15 protein-coding genes are annotated in these 18,438 nt (G+C 50.5%); 14 read left to right on the plus strand and 1 reads right to left on the minus strand.

Features of this window, described 5'->3' with window-relative positions; translation table 11 throughout:
* Positions 1-61 precede the first annotated feature (61 nt).
* Complete coding sequence (locus DHN43_RS00625; protein ID WP_208980910.1) at positions 62-1,075, plus strand: hypothetical protein; 1,014 nt, start codon at positions 62-64, stop codon at positions 1,073-1,075.
* Here DHN43_RS00625 and DHN43_RS00630 read toward each other — a convergent pair.
* Complete coding sequence (locus DHN43_RS00630; RefSeq protein WP_108817405.1) at positions 1,041-1,718, minus strand: protein kinase domain-containing protein; 678 nt, start codon at positions 1,716-1,718, stop codon at positions 1,041-1,043. The genes DHN43_RS00625 and DHN43_RS00630 overlap by 35 nt on opposite strands.
* Positions 1,719-2,038: 320 nt before the next feature.
* On the opposite strand from DHN43_RS00630, the gene tssA reads away from it, so the two are divergent.
* The 13 genes from tssA to DHN43_RS00695 all read left to right on the plus strand — a co-directional run bounded on the left by tssA (position 2,039) and on the right by DHN43_RS00695 (position 18,436).
* Positions 2,039-3,088, plus strand: a complete 1,050-nt coding sequence (gene tssA / locus DHN43_RS00635) for a type VI secretion system protein TssA (protein ID WP_108817406.1) — start codon at positions 2,039-2,041, stop codon at positions 3,086-3,088.
* Between the two features lie 42 nt (positions 3,089-3,130).
* The gene (gene tssB, locus DHN43_RS00640) at positions 3,131-3,664 is read left to right on the plus strand and encodes a type VI secretion system contractile sheath small subunit (RefSeq protein WP_057465255.1); all 534 of its coding nucleotides are present in this window, start codon (positions 3,131-3,133) and stop codon (positions 3,662-3,664) included.
* On the plus strand, positions 3,657-5,162 hold the full coding sequence (gene tssC, locus DHN43_RS00645; protein ID WP_057465256.1) for a type VI secretion system contractile sheath large subunit: 1,506 nt from the start codon (positions 3,657-3,659) through the stop codon (positions 5,160-5,162). The genes tssB and tssC overlap by 8 nt, the downstream gene beginning before the upstream one ends.
* 133 nt (positions 5,163-5,295) lie before the next feature.
* Positions 5,296-5,826: a type VI secretion system tube protein Hcp gene (locus tag DHN43_RS00650; RefSeq protein ID WP_057465257.1), complete on the plus strand. Its 531-nt coding sequence runs from the start codon at positions 5,296-5,298 to the stop codon at positions 5,824-5,826.
* 82 nt (positions 5,827-5,908) lie between these two features.
* Complete coding sequence (locus DHN43_RS00655; protein WP_057465258.1) at positions 5,909-6,760, plus strand: type VI secretion system accessory protein TagJ; 852 nt, start codon at positions 5,909-5,911, stop codon at positions 6,758-6,760.
* Positions 6,753-7,259, plus strand: a complete 507-nt coding sequence (gene tssE, locus DHN43_RS00660; protein WP_108817407.1) for a type VI secretion system baseplate subunit TssE — start codon at positions 6,753-6,755, stop codon at positions 7,257-7,259. Before DHN43_RS00655 ends, tssE begins: the two co-directional genes overlap by 8 nt.
* A 1-nt stretch (position 7,260) precedes the next feature.
* On the plus strand, positions 7,261-9,138 hold the full coding sequence (gene tssF, locus DHN43_RS00665; protein WP_108817408.1) for a type VI secretion system baseplate subunit TssF: 1,878 nt from the start codon (positions 7,261-7,263) through the stop codon (positions 9,136-9,138).
* A complete protein-coding gene (tssG, locus tag DHN43_RS00670; protein ID WP_108817409.1) occupies positions 9,135-10,295 on the plus strand; it encodes a type VI secretion system baseplate subunit TssG in 1,161 nt (386 codons plus the stop codon). Before tssF ends, tssG begins: the two co-directional genes overlap by 4 nt.
* Positions 10,296-10,303: 8 nt before the next feature.
* Positions 10,304-12,985, plus strand: a complete 2,682-nt coding sequence (gene tssH / locus DHN43_RS00675; RefSeq protein WP_108817410.1) for a type VI secretion system ATPase TssH — start codon at positions 10,304-10,306, stop codon at positions 12,983-12,985.
* Positions 12,986-13,115: 130 nt separating this feature from the next.
* Complete coding sequence (locus tag DHN43_RS00680; RefSeq protein WP_108817411.1) at positions 13,116-14,003, plus strand: ion transporter; 888 nt, start codon at positions 13,116-13,118, stop codon at positions 14,001-14,003.
* Entirely contained in the window at positions 13,996-15,984 is a 1,989-nt protein-coding gene (locus tag DHN43_RS00685; RefSeq protein ID WP_108817412.1) for a type VI secretion system contractile sheath domain-containing protein, read from the plus strand. Before DHN43_RS00680 ends, DHN43_RS00685 begins: the two co-directional genes overlap by 8 nt.
* 21 nt (positions 15,985-16,005) lie before the next feature.
* Positions 16,006-16,287 (plus strand): hypothetical protein, encoded by a 282-nt coding sequence (locus DHN43_RS00690; RefSeq protein WP_063291939.1) that lies wholly within the window; start codon positions 16,006-16,008, stop codon positions 16,285-16,287.
* Between the two features lie 40 nt (positions 16,288-16,327).
* Positions 16,328-18,436 carry a type VI secretion system Vgr family protein gene (locus tag DHN43_RS00695; RefSeq protein ID WP_063304828.1) on the plus strand — a complete coding sequence of 703 codons (2,109 nt, stop codon included), beginning with the start codon at positions 16,328-16,330 and terminating at the stop codon, positions 18,434-18,436.
* Positions 18,437-18,438: the final 2 nt, after the last annotated feature.

The following is an 18,438-nucleotide window of genomic DNA, read 5'->3' on the forward strand; positions in this document are numbered from 1 at the left end:
GCGGTCTTTGTAGCATGGGGCGACCTTTGTTTTCGGGAACAAGCTGAAGGAGCACCCCGCATTGCCTTGCTTCTGTTTTTGTCCAGATATCATTCCCGACATCAACCTCAACCTGCTTGTTCCTCTTGTGTTGAAGGCAGGAGAAGCGACGGCTTTGCCACGCATCAAAGGGCCTTCCCTTCGTGTCACATCCCCCCATCTGTTCATGCGGTTTCGTCCGTTCAACTTCCTGAGCCTTGCGCAACTTTTGGCGTTGAACGCCAGCATCAATCATCGCCTGACCGCAGCTGCCGACCTGGCTCTTCGGGTGACAGAGTCTGCAACACTTCCCGCTGCCAAGCTAAAACTGAAAAAGCTTGCGCAAACCTCAGCGAAGTTCGCACTCCCTCTTGCGCTGAAGCTTGGTTCCCTTCCCGGCCATATCCTTGCGAAATTGGGGCTTGCCGCGCAACTCATCCTTCAGATTAAGGGGCTCGGACTGAACCCGTTTAATCTCAATCTTGGCAAGCTAAATCTCATTCTCCCGAAGGCCAAAATCAATCTGCCTTTGCTTGGGCTCGTTGATCTGGGTCTGAAGCAGAATTTGAATATGAACGCTCAGGCTGATCTGAAGGCTCTTGCTAAGATGTTGGCTGACTTTGGCAACTGGAACCTTGGCTTCAAGTTCGATTTGAAAGCAGCATTCAAAATTTTGGCAGCTCTGAACATCATTGGTCTTTTGCAGCTGGCATTTGGCGAAAGTCTTTTCTCAGGAAACGTCAAAGCCTGGGCTCGCATTACTGCAAAGCTAAGCCTCTTTTCCAGATTGCTGCCCCAGCTGAACCTGAAACTGCCGACAGCTAAAGTGGATCTAAGTGATCTTGACCTGAACATTGGTCAGGCTGACTGGCTTCGCAATGCAAACCGCATTTCAATGAGGGCATCTGCACGCGCATCACTTCGAGCATCCGCACGCCTCAATGCGGGTTTATTTGCCCGAACAGAGGCTGCCATTGGGCTCGCCTATGCCCTCTCCGCAGCTCTTAACATCAAGCCCACGACTAGGTGCTGTAGTCGCTGTGCGTTAATATTCTAACGCGTTCTTCAGGCACAAATTTCAGCAGTTGAGTAACCATTTGCCGCCGGTCTGGCGGTAGTTTTCTGAGGTCGGGATTGCTCTGCCGAAACGCAATGGCAGCTTCATATGTGTCCTTGATATGATCCCGATTTCCAAACATCTCGCGTATAATCAAGCCGAGTGCATACAGGTCTGCTTTCTCGGTGATTTGATCCGTACCTAACCCGAGTTGTTCTGGAGCGGCATAGTTCAAATGACCAGTAAAACTGCTACGGGGTCTTATAAACGGCAGTTCATCAGCAAAGGCACAATAGGCAAAGTCCAGAATGACTAAGCCATGCTCTCCCTGGTTGCTTAGCATGATATTGTTGGGAGCGAGATCCAGGTGAGCAATCCCTGCGTTATGGAGATGATTGATCGTCAGAACCAATTGCTTACAGAGTTGGACACATTCTTTTGAGGACAGCAACGCCTTACTCATCTTTTCGGCAAGAGTTTGGCCTTCCACCAACTCCATAATCAACTTGATGTTTCCGTCTTCGGCTTTCAGCGCTACAAACTTCGGCGCAATAGTGCCTGACAGACGCTGCAGGGCTTTCGCTTCTCTAAAAAAAAGTTGCTGCGGAGCAGATGGTGAGATGAGCGTCTTCTCTGCCAACATGCGATTTGTCGACGGGCACTTGTAAAACCTGACAGTGCTTGTTGATGTGTTCTTTGCAGGTTCCAACACAATATCCTCATATCTGTCAAAGTGTTCTGGTCGCAGAGAGATTTTTCCCTATCAAGTCAACGAGTTAATAACGATATTACCAGTTCCTCTTATACTGTACACACAATGAAATGATCTTGCGGAATATTATAGGCCCATCTCGAGTGGTCGCCCCACTCATTTGGCAACCTCTACCAATCCTATGCGCAAATACTTGGTAGTGATCGGACTTCCAGTCCCAATAAGCAGTAGCAGAGCGGGATAGATTTCGAATGGATCCAACGGCTTCCCTTCAACCTATTGAGGAGAATGCACCTTGCGGGCCGGATCTTGAATACGATCCTGACTTCCTGACGATGGAGACTGCTGCCAGTGGCACCCAAGATCACCAGATCGGCGAAGCCATTATCAAAGGGGAAGAGCCTGACTGGAAGGAAGCGCTGCGCCTCTCCACCCAGCTGCTTACACGGACCTACGATCTTCGCGTTGCCATCATTCACGCACAATCTCTAATTGCAATTGAAGGATATCCAGGCTTCGCCAAAGGCATGGATTTCATTGCACAAATGCTGGATTCCTTCTGGGATACGCTGCATCCAGAACTTGATCCTGCAGAGGGGCATGACCCGATCATGCGTGCGAATGTCCTTTCCGCTCTCAACGACAGACGCACAACGCTTGCTTTGATCAGAAATGCCGCTTTGGTTCAGTCTCGTATCTTCGGAGCATGGTCTCTCAACGAGATCGCTATTGCCCGCGGGGAGACTGAACTGCCTGATGGTCGTGATAGGCCGGACATTGCCTCTTATGACGCAGCTCTCAGAGAGACTGATCGCGAAAACATTGCAGAGGTTGTTAATGCAATCGAAACCGCGATCAAAACATCCGAGCATATCAGGGATTTTTTCGCGCAGCACGGTGGCCTGATCCTTGACGACCTGCTGCGAGAGTTGCGTCAAGCGCAGTTTTTATTGGCTCCAGCACTGGAAATCGAAGAGGAAGAGGAGGAAGAAGAAGGAGAACCTGACTCTGAGGAAGATGGACCAGTTAAAGCCCGAACAGGTAAGAAAAGCGCAAGTTTTACCGGAACAGTTATAAACCGAACTGACGTGTTAAGGGCTCTTGATGAAGTTTGTGCGTATTACAAGCGTAGCGAACCTTCAAGTCCGGTTCCACTTCTACTGGGTCGGGCCCGACGTCTTGTTGATCTCGACTTTTATTCCATCATCAAGGACCTCGCTCCAGATGGGGAAGCACAAGTTTTGAATATCAGAGGGGTACGCCCCGACGACGATGACGAGCATTCTGGTTCAATCGAATAACCCAGGTCTGAATAAGAACAAAAGTACCGGGAACCCGATCACATGGCAAAACAAAGTAGTCAGAAATTTATAGCGAGGAACAGAGCCCCTCGAGTGCAAATTGAGTACGATGTTGAATTGTACGGTGCAGAGAAGACCATCCAGCTGCCTTTCGTGGCTGGCGTGATGGCTGATCTTTCTGGCAAGCCCGAAGATCCACTTCCTCCTGTAGGGGATCGCAAAGCCCTTGAGATCGACGTCGACAACTTCGATGAACGCATGAAGTCGATGAAGCCACGTGTGGCATTCCGGGTTCCCAACACCCTCACAGGCGAAGGCAATCTCAGTGTTGATTTGACCTTCGAGAGTATGGACGACTTTTCTCCAGCAGCTGTTGCCCGCAAAGTAGACGCTTTGCGTACCTTGCTGGAAGCCCGTACTCAACTTGCAAACCTGATGACCTATATGGACGGCAAGTCCGGTGCCGAGGAGTTGATCGGTAAGGTTTTGAATGATCCTGCCCTTTTGCAAACACTAGCTGCCACACCGAAGGAAGGTGATGCTGCTGCTGAAGAGAAGGACGAAAATAATGGCTGAAGCTGAAAAACAACCGGAAGTCGAAGCCGAAGAGGCACAGGTTGAAGCTATTGATCCCAATAACTTTGAATCTCTCCTCACTCAAGAATTCAAACCCAAGTCAGACAGCGCAAAAGAAGCCGTGGAAGGTGCAGTGGCAACACTGGCTGAGCAGGCTTTGGCAAACACGACGCTGATTTCAGACGATACGCTGAAGTCAATCGAGTCAATTGTTGCCGAACTTGACCGCAAACTTTCCGAGCAAATTCAAACGATCCTTCACCACGAAGATTTCCAGAGCCTGGAAGGCACCTGGCGCGGACTTCATTATCTCGTCAATAATACTGAGACTGACGAAATGCTGAAGATCCGGGTGATGAATATCTCCAAGAAGGAACTGAGTAAGACCCTGAAAAAATACAAGGGTACGGCTTGGGATCAGAGCCCGGTCTTCAAGAAAATCTACGAAGAAGAATACGGCCAGTTCGGTGGTGAGCCTTATGGTGTGCTGATTGGTGATTACTACTTCGACCATACGCCACCAGACGTGGCACTTTTGAACGAAATGGCAGAGATCGCCGCGGCGGCTCATGCTCCGTTCATTGCAGGTGCAAGCCCTAGCCTCTTCCAAATGGAATCCTGGCAAGAACTCTCAAACCCCCGCGATCTCACCAAAATCTTCCAGACACCAGAATATGCCGCATGGCGATCACTACGAGAATCTGAAGATTCCCGTTATATCGGTCTTGCAATGCCGCGTTTTCTGGCCCGGTTGCCTTATGGCCCGCTTACTGAGCCAGTGGATGAGTTTGATTTTGAAGAGGACACATCAGGTGCCTCCTCCTCAAAGTACGTCTGGTCCAATTCTGCTTTTGCAATGGCAACCAATATCACCCGTTCATTCAAAATGTACGGCTGGTGCTCCCGCATCAGAGGTGTTGAATCTGGTGGCGCTGTTGAAGGTCTACCCTCACATACGTTCCCAACGGATGACGGCGGCGTGGACATGAAGTGTCCAACTGAGATTGCTATCACTGACCGCCGTGAAGCTGAACTTGCAAAGAATGGCATGATGCCATTGTTACACCGAAAGAATTCAGACTTAGCCGCGTTCATTGGCGCACAGTCTTTGCAGAAACCAGCAGAGTATACGGACCCTGATGCGACAGCAAATGCGAACCTTGCAGCTAGGTTACCTTACTTATTTGCAAGTTGTCGGTTCGCTCATTATCTAAAATGTATTGTTCGAGACAAGATTGGCTCGTTCAAAGAACGTCAGGATCTTCAGAACTGGCTGCAAGATTGGATCATGCGTTACGTAGATGGCGATCCTGCAGGCTCCAGTGAGCAGACAAAGGCGGAAAAGCCTTTGGCGTCAGCCGAAGTGGTCGTCGAAGCCGACGATTCAAACCCAGGCTACTACAGCGCGAAGTTCTTCCTGCGTCCTCATTACCAGTTAGAAGGTCTGACGGTTTCCTTGCGACTGGTTTCAAAGCTTCCGTCAGCCAAGGGAGGATAAACCTCAGGCTGACGCGGAAGACGGCAGCGTTTTTTATCAACCCATCCAAAACGCTGTTAATCGGCACTACGCCTCATGCGGCAAGCCGTTTAGTGCCACAACAACGTAAGCAACAAAAAGTGGAGCAAGCGTCATGTCAATTGATGCATATGTAATCTTCGAGGGGCCCGGTGCCGGTGCTATCGCCATTGAAGGCGAAACACAAGATGACGAAATGGCCAAAAAAAAGGCTTTCGAAATCGCCACTTTCAGCATGGGTGCTGAAAACACTATGGACATCGGTTCCATGCGTGGCGGTTCTGGCGCTGGTCGCGTGAAGTTTAAAGAATTCCAGATTGAAAAGAAAAGTGACCGCGGTTCGCCAGGCCTTTTCCTTGCTTGTTGTAACGGTGGTATTTACGAGACCGTGACACTTTTGCTTCGCCGTTCAGGTGGTGCATCCGGTAAGGCTGGTGTGATCTTCCTTACCTTCACAATGAAGCTGGTTGCCATCAAGGAAATCAGCTGGGAAGGTAACGACGAAGAGTGTAAAGAATCCATCCAGATGGAATACGGTGCTGTTCAGATTGATTACACCATGATGGATACCACTGGTGCGATGGGCAAGACACTTACCGAAAAGTGGAGCCGCATCAAGAATACTCGCGACCTCGTCGTCAAATAATCGAGTATTTTCCCTACCTTATCTGTTTGCCGGGGCTTCCCCGGCAAACCTTCCTCATCGCAATAGTCTGGAGTGATCCCGTATGCCTGCGAAGGAACATCTAGCCACAGGTAATTTACAAGAAGCGCTCAAGATCACTCAGGAGCAAGTGCGAAAAAAGCCTGAGGACGTAAAAGAACGCATCCTCCTTTTCCAGCTCTATTGCGTCAATGGAGACTGGCTCAAAGCCAAAAAACAACTTCCAATCATCCGGCAGTTTGATGAAAGTGCTGTGCCTATGGTGGAGACTTATTCCCGCTTGCTGGATATGGAGCAATTGCGCGAAGAAGTCTTTTCAGGTGACAAGACGCCCCTGCTCTTTGGCGAACCCAAAGAATGGCTTTCTTTCCTGGTTCAAGCCCTCAAGTTCGATAGTGAGAAGAACGAACAAGCGGCAATTGAGCTTCGGGATAAAGCCTTTGAAGAAGCAGACGCTATTTCTGGAACCATCAATGGTGAAAAGTTCGAGTGGCTGGCAGATGCCGATCCGCGACTTGGCCCCGTTCTTGAGCTTATGATGAGCAACGCCTATTACTGGGTTCCGTACTCCGCAATCAAATCCATCAGAATTCCAGAGCCTCGTGATCTGCGGGACATGTGCTGGACACCTGTGAACCTTCTTTGGGTCAATGGTGGCCCTGCAAATGGTTTCATTCCAACACGTTACGTTGAGACTGTTCATTCAGACGACCCAAACCTCAAGCTTTCCCGTTTAACTACCTGGAACGAAGACAGACCGATCGGGCAACGTATGTTTGCGCATGAAAGCGCAGAGATCCCTCTGCTTGAGGTGCGAGCGATCAACTTTGACACTGAACTGGATATTCATAAGGACATCGGCCCCGTAACGGGCGCAGATGATGCCGCATCTTCAACGGAGGGAGGCCATGGCTGAACGCCCTCTTGCTGATCGGTTGGTCCCGTCTTTGTTGGATCGTCTTACAGATGACAACCCGTTTCAGCAGGTGGAGCCTCGCGAAGCCCGTGTCACCAGTTCGGTTAATCTTCGGTATTCCATTCAACGTGATTTGGAGTGGCTTTTTAACACAACCCGCCTGGCATCAGACATTGATTTGGCACCCTATCCCGAAGTCCAGTCCTCCGTCTTAAATTTTGGAATTCCAGACCTAGGCGCGATGACAAGCAAAAGTGCTGAAGAGATTGAAGACATCTTGCATGAGGCAATCGTACATTTCGAGCCTCGCCTTATCGCAGATAGTCTTTTGGTTTCTATCGTTGAACCTAATAAGCCACGCCGCTCCAATCGTCTGGACTTCCAGATTGAAGGGCAGTTGTGGTCCCAACCTTTGCCACAAGCCTTGTACCTGCGCACTGAGTTCGACCTTGATGTGCATGCGGTGCAAATAGCTAAACCGCGCCAGCGAGGTTCTTGACATGAAGCCTTGGCTGCTTCCGTATTACAACAGAGAATTACAGCATATTCGCGAAAGTGCCTCTGAATTTGCAGAGGCTTACCCCAAAGTCGCCGGACGTCTTGGGTTGAGCGGTTTCGACTGTGCAGATCCGTACGTTGAGCGTCTTCTGGAAGGCTTTGCGTTCTTAACCGCGCGTGTTCAATACAAGCTGGACGCCCAATTCCCTCAGTTTACGCAGCACCTTCTGGAAATGGTGTATCCTCACTTTCTGGCGCCAGTTCCATCCATGCTTATCGCAAGTTTGGAGCCGGATATGACGCAAGGCTCCCTGAAGGATGGGTATGTGATCCCTCGCGGAACGCAGTTACGCAGCCGCAAGAGTGCCCGCGGAGCGACGCCTTGCATCTATAACACTGCCCATGAAACAACCCTTTGGCCAATTACGATAGAGGCCATCGATTATCTGGCGAGCCCAAGTGAACTGGCCGCTCAAAAGGTTGAAGTGAAAAATGGAGCAAAAGCTGGACTTCGTATTCGACTGAAAACGGTTGGCAACATCCCGTTTAATGAGCTCGCACTGGACGAACTGCCGCTGTACCTGCGCGGTGGAGGCTCGCAACCGGTGAAGCTTTATGAGCAAATCATCGGCAATTGCACTGGCGTTTCGATCCGTCCAACAAGTTTGCCTACTCCCTGGGAAATCAGTCTGTCCCCCGAGATCGTGAATACGCGTGGGTATGGAGATGAAGATGCGCTTCTTCCTTATGGTCCACAATCCTTCAGCGGGTACCGTCTGTTGCAGGAGTACTTCGCATTTCCGCATCGTTTCCTGTTTGTTGAACTGACCAATCTGCAACCTGCCGTTCGTCAATGCGAGACGGATGAAATGGATATCTTCCTGCTCTTTGATCGGATTGACAAAGATCTGGAACGTGCTGTTGATCGCGCCAACATCTCATTGTTCTGCACGCCCGCAATCAACCTGTTCTCAACGCGCCTTGACCGTTTGCATATCAACGATAAGCGCAGCGATCATCATGTGGTGCCAGACAGATCGAAACCGCTCGACTACGAGATTTATCAGTTACAAGAGGTTGAAGGGTTCAGCTCGCAAGGCGATGCCCCACAGATCTTCAAGCCGTTCTACAGCCTATCAAGTACACAAGACTTACAAAGTGAAGGCGCCTATTACACGGTAAATCGCAAACAGCGGCTTGCGACGGCCAAACGCCAGATGACAGGTGGGCGGAGTAATTATCTTGGCACTGAAATTTTTGTCAGTCTCGTAGATGCGAAAGATGCTCCCTATAATCTGGCACTCAACCAGCTGGGCATCCGCGCACTTTGCACAAACCGGGATCTGCCATTGATGATGCCGATTGGTGCGGGAAAGTCGGATTTCTCCCTTCCGGAAGGTGGGCCAGTTGAAGCGGTCAAATGCATTGATGGTCCTAGTCGCCCACGTCCCTCAAACATCTTTGGTGAGACCGCATGGCGTTTCATCAATCATCTCTCACTGAATTACCTCAGCATTGCAGACAACAACGATACAGATGGTGCACAAGCGCTGCGTTCCATCCTACATTTGTATGCGCCACTGGGTGACAGTTCCACAACACAACAGATCGACGGCGTACGCTCGATCAAATCCACACGAGCTGTTCGCCGCCTCCCCGGACAAGGCCTTTCATCCGTGGCGCGCGGACTTGAGCTCAACATTACGCTTGATGAAGCTGCCTTTGAAGGCACGGGTGTGTTCTTGCTTGGTGCTGTGCTCAATGAGTTCTTTGCTCGTTACGTTTCGATCAACAGCTTCACCGAGACAGTGATCAGATCCAACGTACGCGGTGAAGTGATGCGCTGGCCCTGCCAGATCGGGAGGCGTCACAGATTATGACCGGCTCGCAAACACCACCTCCCCCCGGCTCATCTGGCCCACCCAAACCACGCGATGGGCAAGGCGCATTGCCCGTACCGGTTAAAGCAGACGTAACGCCTGAAGTTCGGTGGAAGCAGCGTTTGCGCTCGGCTGAGAAAGATTACCTCAGTTACGAATTTTTGCCTTTGGTGCGGCTTATTGAGTGTTCTAACCCGGATATGCCTCGGATCGGAACGTCACGACGCTGTCAGGATGATCCTGTTCGATTTTCTCATGAACCGCATTTGCAGTTTGAAGCCTCAACAATAACGGCATTCAAGCAAGGTGTTGGAACAAACCCATGCCGACTAACCAGCCGGTTTTTAGGGCTATTTGGACCCAACGGTCCAATGCCGCTTCATCTGACTGAGTATGCCTTTAAGCGGGAACATCAACACCGCGACACCACTATGCGTGCATTCGCGGATGTCTTTCACCACCGTATCCTGAGCTTATTTTACCGCGCGGCGATTACGGGAGAGCCCGCGTTCAGCTTTGATCGCCCCGAACAAGACCGGTATTCGATCTATACCGGAGCGCTCGCGGGATTTGGACCAACTGAGTTTCGGCATCGTGATGATCTGCCGGATGTGGTGAAGTACCACTTCGCTGGCCGTCTCGCCTTGCAAACGCGCGGGGCTGATGGATTGCTGGCTATTTTGAGCTGTTACTTCAACCTTCCTGTGGCTCTGGAAGAGTTTATCGGAGAATGGCTGTATCTACCCAAAAATCAAGTGACGGCCCTCAACGGCTTTCGCAATGCCGGGCTTCTCGGTGTTGGAGCTGCACTGGGGGGGCGTGTTTGGTCCAGCGACACAAAGTTCCGTGTGGCGTTCGGTCCTCTGAGCTTACGTGACTATGAAGGTCTGCTTCCTGATGGTGTTTCCATGCCGCGTTTGCTTTCAGCCGTCAGAGCCTATTGCGGCGATGAACTGGAGTGGGATGTGGCTCTTGTCCTTAAGCGCAATCAGGTGCCGACTACCCGGCTTGGACAATATGGAAAGCTTGGCTGGACCACCTGGTTGTCTCCTAAAAAACAAGGCGATCCGGTCCGAGATCTCAATTTACGCCCACGACAAGTCACTGAAAAATCAAAAGCATCTGTTCACAACAACAATCGTGCGAAGGCTGCCTAGGAGTTCCCATGAGTGATATCAAACGAGCGTCCCTCTTCGGTAAATTGAATCCGACCTGCTATCAGGCAATCGACAGCGCTACGACCTTTTGTAAGATGCGCGGCAATCCTTATGTGGAGTTGGAGCACTGGTTCCAGCAGTTGTTGAGCGGTCAAGATTCAGATCTGCACCGCATCTTGCGGGATGCAGAGATCGATGAGGCCCGGCTCGCAAGTGATCTCACCAAAGCCTTGGACAAGTTGCCTCGAGGAGCCAGTTCAGTCAGCGATCTGTCTCAGCACGTGGAAGAGGCCGTTGAACGCGGTTGGGTTTATGCCACTTTGATGTTTGGTGATAATGCCATCCGCAGCGGTTACCTTCTGATTGGCATCCTAAAGACCCCGGGCCTTCGCAATACGCTCTTTGGCATTTCGCGTCTGTTTGAGAACATTTCAGCCGATGATGTTGCGACACGATACAAAAAGATCACAGAGGGCTCTCCTGAAGAGGGAAAAGCCAAGGATGGAACGCAACTTGATGCTGGCGAACAGAAAGCCACTGCTCCGGGGCTAAAGTCAGCTGATGAGGCGTTAGACGCCTATTGCACAGACATCACGGCAAAAGCAAAAGCTGGACAGCTGGATCCGGTTATTGGCCGTGAAGAAGAAATTCGCCAGATCATCGATACGCTGATGCGCCGTCGTCAAAACAATCCGATCCTAACTGGTGAAGCGGGTGTTGGTAAAACGGCAGTGGTCGAAGGTTTAGCCATCCGCATTGCAGAGGGCGACGTGCCCCCATCCATCAAAGATGTGCGCGTTCTGTTGCTTGATGTCGGGTTATTGCAGGCTGGTGCTGGCGTAAAAGGCGAATTTGAAGATCGCCTTCGCAAGATACTGGATGCGGTGCGTTCCTCTGTGCAACCGATCATCCTGTTCATTGATGAAGCTCACACGCTCATTGGTGCAGGCGGTGCTGCGGGAACCGGTGATGCAGCCAACCTCTTGAAGCCAGCCCTTGCCCGTGGTGAGCTTAGGACGATCGCAGCAACAACCTGGTCTGAGTACAAGAAGCACATTGAGAAGGACCCTGCCCTTGCTCGCCGCTTCCAGAACATTTTGGTCGAAGAACCAGATCCAGACAAAGCCGTTGCAATCATGCGCGGTGTAGCTGCGATGCTTGAAGAGCATCATCAGGTCCAGATTCTAGATGAAGCGCTTGAGGCTGCCGTACATTTGTCTATGCGTTTTATTCCAGCACGGCAGCTGCCAGATAAGGCAATCAGCCTGATTGATACAGCGTGTGCCCGTGTTGCTCTTTCACAGCATGCGACCCCAGCCGCTGTAGACGACTGCCGTAAGCGTCTCGTTATGATTGAGACAGAACGAGATATCCTTGAACGAGAGGCGCAGTCCGGGTTTGATGTCGGAGACAAGCTAACTGACGTGCACAAGAAGCTTGCAGAGCTTGAGAAAGAACGCGAGGCTCTTGAAGCAGAATGGCTGAAAGAGCAATCACTTGTCACAGAAATTCTCAAGCTGCGTGAGGTGTTCCGCCAGACCAATGGAGATGAGAATGCAGATACGGCTCCAATCAAGAAAGAGCTGGATCAGAAACTTGAGGAACTGACCGAACTTCAAGGTGAGCATCCCCTCATTCTTCCTGAAGTAGATAGCCAAGCTGTCGCAACGATTGTTTCTGACTGGACGGGTATCCCAACCGGGCGCATGGTCTCTAACGAGATTAAGACTGTGTTGCATCTGAGCGATATCCTCAGGAAACGGATCATCGGTCAGGATCACGCCATGGAGGTGATCGCTCGCCGCGTAAAAACCTCCCGTGCTAATCTTGATAACCCAAGTCGCCCTATTGGTGTGTTCCTTCTGGTTGGACCAAGTGGGGTTGGTAAAACCGAGACAGCCTTAGCGCTTGCAGAGACCCTTTATGGCGGTGAGCAGAACCTTATTACCATCAACATGAGTGAGTTTCAGGAGTCCCATACAGTCTCCACGCTCAAGGGCTCTCCTCCAGGTTATGTAGGCTACGGTGAAGGCGGCGTTTTGACGGAAGCTGTGCGCCGCAGACCTTACAGCATTGTGTTGCTGGATGAGGTTGAGAAAGCCCACCCTGATGTGCACGAACTCTTCTTTCAGGTCTTCGACAAGGGCATGATGGAGGACGGCGAAGGCCGGAAGATCAACTTCAAGAACACTTTGATCCTGCTGACCGCCAATGTAGGCAGTGACCTCATTTTGGATATGTGCGCAGACGAAGATCTGACACCGGATCCAGAGGGAATTGCCAAGGCTTTAAGACCCCCACTCCTGAAGGCCTTTCCAGCCGCCCTTTTAGGCCGGCTTGTAACTGTGCCTTATTATCCTCTGAGCTCTCCTGTCATTCATAAGATTATCAATCTGCAACTTGGCCGGATTGGTGATCGTATCCTTGAAAACCACAATGTGACGTTCACTTGGGATGACTCAGTTGTTGCTTTGATTGAGAGCAGGTGCGCGGAAATTGAGAGTGGTGGTCGTATGATCGATGCGATCCTGACCAACACCCTTCTCCCGGATATCAGTACAGAGTTCCTTAAGAACATGAGTGAAGACAAGAAGATCACAGAACTCAAGGTTCTGACTGATGGTGATGCATTTGACTACAAGTTCAAGAAGTCACCTGTGGCTAAAAAAGATAAACACAAGAAGAAATAGGCCCTTCACAGACCATTCAGATAAATCTGAAAGCAAAATCAAAACATAGTCTTATTACTTTTTTTACCACAGAAACTAACTGAAACAAAACACGTCGGAACTACTTTTCCAAGTGACGAGGAGTCCAACGATGCAGAAAGTTAAACAATCGGCGAGGAGACGGTCGACACGCATTCCTGCGTGGCGTCTTACTTTGCGCCGTATTGTTCGTTCTGATACCTTTCAGTACACCTTTCTCATCTTGATTGTTGTCAACGCCATCAGCTTGGGTCTGGCGACGTCTCCTTCCGTGCGACGCTTGACCGGTGATGGTCAGATCATTTTTGACGATGTGATTATCGGACTTTTCATCTTGGAATTTGTTCTGAAAATCATGGCGTTTGGCACGCGGTTTTTCAAAAGCTGGTGGAACATCTTCGACATTTCAGTGGTTAGCTTCTCACTGCTCCCACAGTCGGGTTATCTCAGCGTTCTGCGTGCCCTTCGGGTTATGCGGGCCATGCGTGTCCTGTCCTTCCTGCCACAATACCGGCAAGTGATGCAGGCGTTGTTGGACGCATTGCCTGGCATGTTCTCCGTGATGATCGTTCTGGCGCTGATTTATTATGTGTTTGCGGTGATGGCGACTGGCCTGTTCGGCGCAAGCTTCCCGGACTGGTTCGGAGACATTGGCCGATCCTTGTACTCGCTGTTCCAGATCATGACGTTAGAGAGCTGGTCCATGGGGATCGTGCGTCCCGTAATGAAGATCTATCCCTACGCCTGGGCTCTTTTCATACCCTTTATCTTCCTGACTGCATTTGCGGTACTCAACCTGTTTATCGGTCTGATCGTCAGCTCCATGCAAGGCATCTATCAGGAAGAACACAGTGAAGACGTCGAACGCCTTCGCCTCCTCGTATCCGCAGAAAACCGTGCAATCGCCGCTCAATTGGAAGCTGCGCAGTTACAGGTAATCAAAACCCTCGAACGTCTTGAGGACCAGATAGAAACCAATAAGAGAGATTCTGATGAGTGACTCTGACAAGGACGATGATCTTGATGCACTGCTCAATGACATCATAGAGGAAAGTGATGCTCCCACAGAAGGTGAAACCGCTGAAGGTGCATCTGCAAGTGTTTTTGAGCCAGATTTTGGCGAGGTCACATGTGAAGCCCCAAAGCTCAACATCACGCTGGATAGTCCATTCCATCTTGCCGTGATCGGTGATTTTTCTGGTCGTGCCAACCGTATGGCTCTTTACAATGCTGATGAGCTCGCTGTGCTCAAGGGGCATAATGTTGATGTCGATACTGCAGAAGATCTCCCTGCCCGTTTCAAGATCAACATCGAACTTGACCTTGCTGGTGATGAAAAAGTCATTCGGTTTGAACCGAACTGCATTGAAGACTTCCACCCTGACGAAATAATCGATGAATTCGAGATATTTGATGAGCTGAAGGCGCTGCGTTCTTCCCTCAAGAACCCCGGAACTTTCAGCAATGCGGCTGCAACCATTGATGAGTGGCTGGAGAACAAAGGCGAAAAGCCTGTCTCACAGCGCAACTCGCGTGGATCAGTCATTCCAGTTGACAAGAAGCTGAGTGACTTTTCAGCTCTCATTGATCGCCCCGTTGAAGAACATGAAGAGGCCGACGACTTTACAGATCTGATTGGTAAGATTGTCTCGCCCCACATTACTCCAGCCGACAACCCACAGCTCGATGATTACCTTGAGATCGTCGAGACTGTGATGACCACAACACTGCGTAAAATCCTTCAAAACGCTGACTTCCAGTCTTTGGAGAGTGTTTGGCGCGTTATTGATATGTTGTCACGCCGAATTGAGACCTCAACGGCGCTCAAGATAACGCTCTATGACATTTCTGCGGAAGATTTTGCAAGAGACCTCAGCGCCACCAACAAGCTTGAAGAAACAGGTTTGTATCGTCTGTTCGTAGAAAATGCGTTGCAGGATGAAGGTGTTGGCACGCCGAGTGCTATTGTTGGCCTTTACACATTCGACATGACACCACCTCACGCAGAGCTTCTGGGGCGTATGTCAAAGATCTGTGCGCATGCGCATGCACCTTTCCTGACATCCCTGGACCGTAACAATGCCACCAGAAAATTTGCTGAGCTTCCTAAGATTACCGAAAAGACGTGGCAGAGTCTGCGTGCCATGCCAGAAAGCAATTACATTGGCCTGAGCTTGCCACGCTTCATGCTCCGAATGCCTTATGGCGCCAAAACTGACCCTATTGATGCATTCAACTTTGAAGAGTTTGACGAGCAAGTTGGCCTGAAAGCCATGTTGTGGGGCAATCCTGCAGCCCTGATTGGTCTTGTGCTTGCAAAAGACTATGAGACCAATGGCGGCGGCATGAAGCCAGGATCGATCCTGACACTCAACGAAATGCCCTTCCACTACGTTCACGACCAGTATGGTGATCAGGTTGCCTTACCCTGTACTGATCGCATGATCAGTCATCGCAGCGTCGAGCCACTAATGAGACAGAGCTGGATGCCCATTGTCTCTATGAAGGGGCAGCCCGAAGTTCGCATAGCCTCTCTTGATGGCCTAGCTGGTGACACGATTTCTGGACGCTGGTGCGATCAGATTGCAGTGACCAAAGCTGCCGAGACACCAAGCCCAAGCGCTGGTGCCCGTGTCAGCATCAGTGGTGGCGACGGCTTAACCCCAGGTATTCAGGCAACAAAAGGTGCTGTTGTTGTCGAGACCATCATTGATCCTAAGAAAACACCAGAAACCATCTTCAGAATTGAGGCTGATCCGCCAGAACCTCAGGTAAGTGAACCTGAAGCGGCAGAGGAAGAAGAAGACGAGGTTGAAGAGGCACCAGTACCTGCGCCAGCTGCAGCAGCTGCCCCGCCTGCGCCTGTCCACGACACAACAGAGTTGGACAACCTCCTAGCCGATCTTTCAGCAGATGATGAGGAAGAAGCGGATGAAGAGGGTATGGATCCGGAACTCGAAGCACTGCTTGCTGATCTATAACAATTGATAATGGAGTTTCAAATGGCTGAACTCATTGAGATAGAAGAAGTACCTGAGATTTACGTCATGGAGTACGGCGGCAACTATTATCTTGTTCGCGGCGCCGCTTACCTTGACCAAATCCTGTTTGGCAAAGAGCCACTCAGCTTCCCCGTACTCATCAAATCCGTCAAAACCTGGGATGAGGTTCTCGTGAATTGGGAGAATACCGGGGGCTCCATGCCCTGGATCCTCAATCCCAGCATTGTTGAACGGATGGAACGAGACAATCGCAAACTGACCTCAGACAGCTTCAACGCCTGAGACCGAACGAGAAACGTTTTAGAAATAGGCAGGTCCTGGAATGTGTGCGAGCAAAGTAACTGAAAATCGGCTGTTCACGATCAGCTTCGATGGTGGAGATGACAGCTTCCACCTTTGGAAGATGAAGATGACCAGCGAAATGAGTGAGCTCTACGAAATGGTCGTAGATTGCCGATCATTCGAGCATGACCTGAGCCTTGATAAGATGCTTGGGCAGACGCTTACGCTTGAAATGAAAAAAGTGTCCGGCACAAGCCTGTCTTCTGACCAGTATCTGAATGGGTTTGTAACCAAGGCCATCTATACGGGACAAGATCATGGCTATTCAACTTACCGGCTTATTGTACGCCCGTGGCTTTGGTTTTTGACCCTCACCAGCAATTGCCGGATCTTCCAGGAAAAGTCGACGCCAGACATCTTGAAAGAAGTCTTTCAGGAAGCAGGTTTTACTGACTTCAAAAACAAGCTGAGTGACAGTTATGATCCCCGGCCCTATTGCGCTCAGTTTCAAGAAACCGACTTCAACTTTATCTGCCGCCTGATGGAGCAGGAAGGGATCTATTATTACTTTGAGCATGAGGACGGTCAACACACCATGGTATTGGCAGATTCCTATAGCGCTCATGAAGACATCAAAGGCGAGTCCAGCCTTCCCTTTTATTCTGAGGAAGACCATTTCCGTCGCGGAGCTGATCACTTTTGGGATTGGCGACACAATGAAGAGATCCAGACAGATGAAGTTGAAATCAATGACTACGATTTCACTAAGCCCACGAGTGATTTGAAAGCTAATGCTAGCGAAAAGAAGTCCCACCAGCTTTCTGGCCGCACGCGTTACATGTATCCAGGCCATTACGAGGAAGTCAGTGTAGGTGAAAAGCGAGCCAAGGTGCGCGTTGAAGAAGCCAGTGCGGCTTATGCCAAGGTATATGCTCGCGGCAACGTCCGTGGATTGCGACCCGGATACCTTTTCAAATTGGATCAGTTTTCAGACGACCCAAGTCAAGAAAAAGAATACCTGATCACGAAGGCGATCTGTGAGGTCTCAATCGAGTTTGCGCGCGATGAAGAGCAGGAATTTTATGACGCAATCACCTACGAGATTGAGGCGGTCGATTCCAGCGTTCAATACCGTAAAGCCTCTACTACACCCTGGCCTAATATGAACGGGTTGCAGTCCGCAGTTGTTACTGGCGCGGATGGTGAAGAGATCTGGACCGATGAGTATGGCCGGATCAAGGTGCAGTTCCATTGGGATCGTGACGGACAGAACGATGACAAATCTTCTTGCTGGGTGCGTGTAGCGCAAATGTGGGCTGGTAAAGGTTGGGGTGGTCTCCACATTCCCCGTGTTGGGCAGGAAGTCCTCGTTGATTTCTTAGATGGTGATCCCGACCGACCTATTGTTGTGGGCAGTGTTTACAATGGAGAGCAGACTGTTCCTTATGACCTGCCCGGTGAAGCCACAAAGTCTACGCTTAAGAGCGAGACATCCAAGGAAGGCGGCGGGAACAACGAGTTCTTGTTTGAAGACAAGAAAGATGAGGAACTCGTTCAGCTCACAGCTGAGAAGGACTACGAGCGCACCGTTAAAAACAATGAAACCGTCAAGATTGGTTTCGACAAGCAAGAAGATGGTGACCAGACAATCGAGGTCTATAACAATCGCAGTCTGACGGTTGATCAGGGTGACGAGACCTACACCATCAAGACCGGTGGCCGAACCACAACCGTCGAAAAAGACGATGCCCTCTCAGTCAAATCTGGCAACCATACAATCACAGTTGAGAGCGGCGACCAGAGCATCTCTATGAAGCAAGGTGCGCAGACTGTTGAAGCCATGAAAGACATCGGTGTGACCTCGCAAACCGGCGATGTGAAAGTGGACGCATCTGCTGGATCGGTGAAGGTCTCCGGAACTCAAGCCATTGAGCTCACCTGTGGTGGCAGCTCGATCAAAATGGATCCCATGTCCATCACCCTCACCGCTGGCCCCAGCTCTCTCAAACTCGAAGCCGCTCAGGCTGAGCTGAAAGGCTTGATGGTGACCGTAAAGGGTGATGTTCAGGCGACCGTTGACGGGACATTGACCACCTTAAAGGGTGCTGGCATCACGACGGTACAAGGTGCTCTCGTCAAGATTAACTGAGG

It is taken from the genome of Pseudovibrio sp. Alg231-02 (assembly GCF_900143565.1).
GTDB lineage: Bacteria > Pseudomonadota > Alphaproteobacteria > Rhizobiales > Stappiaceae > Pseudovibrio.

What these genes read in the sequence shown, in the direction of transcription:
- tssG (WP_108817409.1), top strand. Translation starts at nt 9,135, where the DNA reads ATGACCGGCTCGCAAACACCACCTCCCCCCGGCTCATCTGGCCCACCC.
- tssB (WP_057465255.1), top strand. Translation starts at nt 3,131, where the DNA reads ATGGCAAAACAAAGTAGTCAGAAATTTATAGCGAGGAACAGAGCCCCT.
- tssA (WP_108817406.1), top strand. Translation starts at nt 2,039, where the DNA reads ATGGATCCAACGGCTTCCCTTCAACCTATTGAGGAGAATGCACCTTGC.
- tssF (WP_108817408.1), top strand. Translation starts at nt 7,261, where the DNA reads ATGAAGCCTTGGCTGCTTCCGTATTACAACAGAGAATTACAGCATATT.
- DHN43_RS00685 (WP_108817412.1), top strand. Translation starts at nt 13,996, where the DNA reads ATGAGTGACTCTGACAAGGACGATGATCTTGATGCACTGCTCAATGAC.
- DHN43_RS00690 (WP_063291939.1), top strand. Translation starts at nt 16,006, where the DNA reads ATGGCTGAACTCATTGAGATAGAAGAAGTACCTGAGATTTACGTCATG.
- DHN43_RS00680 (WP_108817411.1), top strand. Translation starts at nt 13,116, where the DNA reads ATGCAGAAAGTTAAACAATCGGCGAGGAGACGGTCGACACGCATTCCT.
- DHN43_RS00630 (WP_108817405.1), bottom strand. Translation starts at nt 1,718, where the DNA reads ATGTTGGCAGAGAAGACGCTCATCTCACCATCTGCTCCGCAGCAACTT.
- tssC (WP_057465256.1), top strand. Translation starts at nt 3,657, where the DNA reads ATGGCTGAAGCTGAAAAACAACCGGAAGTCGAAGCCGAAGAGGCACAG.
- DHN43_RS00655 (WP_057465258.1), top strand. Translation starts at nt 5,909, where the DNA reads ATGCCTGCGAAGGAACATCTAGCCACAGGTAATTTACAAGAAGCGCTC.
- DHN43_RS00650 (WP_057465257.1), top strand. Translation starts at nt 5,296, where the DNA reads ATGTCAATTGATGCATATGTAATCTTCGAGGGGCCCGGTGCCGGTGCT.
- tssH (WP_108817410.1), top strand. Translation starts at nt 10,304, where the DNA reads ATGAGTGATATCAAACGAGCGTCCCTCTTCGGTAAATTGAATCCGACC.
- DHN43_RS00695 (WP_063304828.1), top strand. Translation starts at nt 16,328, where the DNA reads ATGTGTGCGAGCAAAGTAACTGAAAATCGGCTGTTCACGATCAGCTTC.
- tssE (WP_108817407.1), top strand. Translation starts at nt 6,753, where the DNA reads ATGGCTGAACGCCCTCTTGCTGATCGGTTGGTCCCGTCTTTGTTGGAT.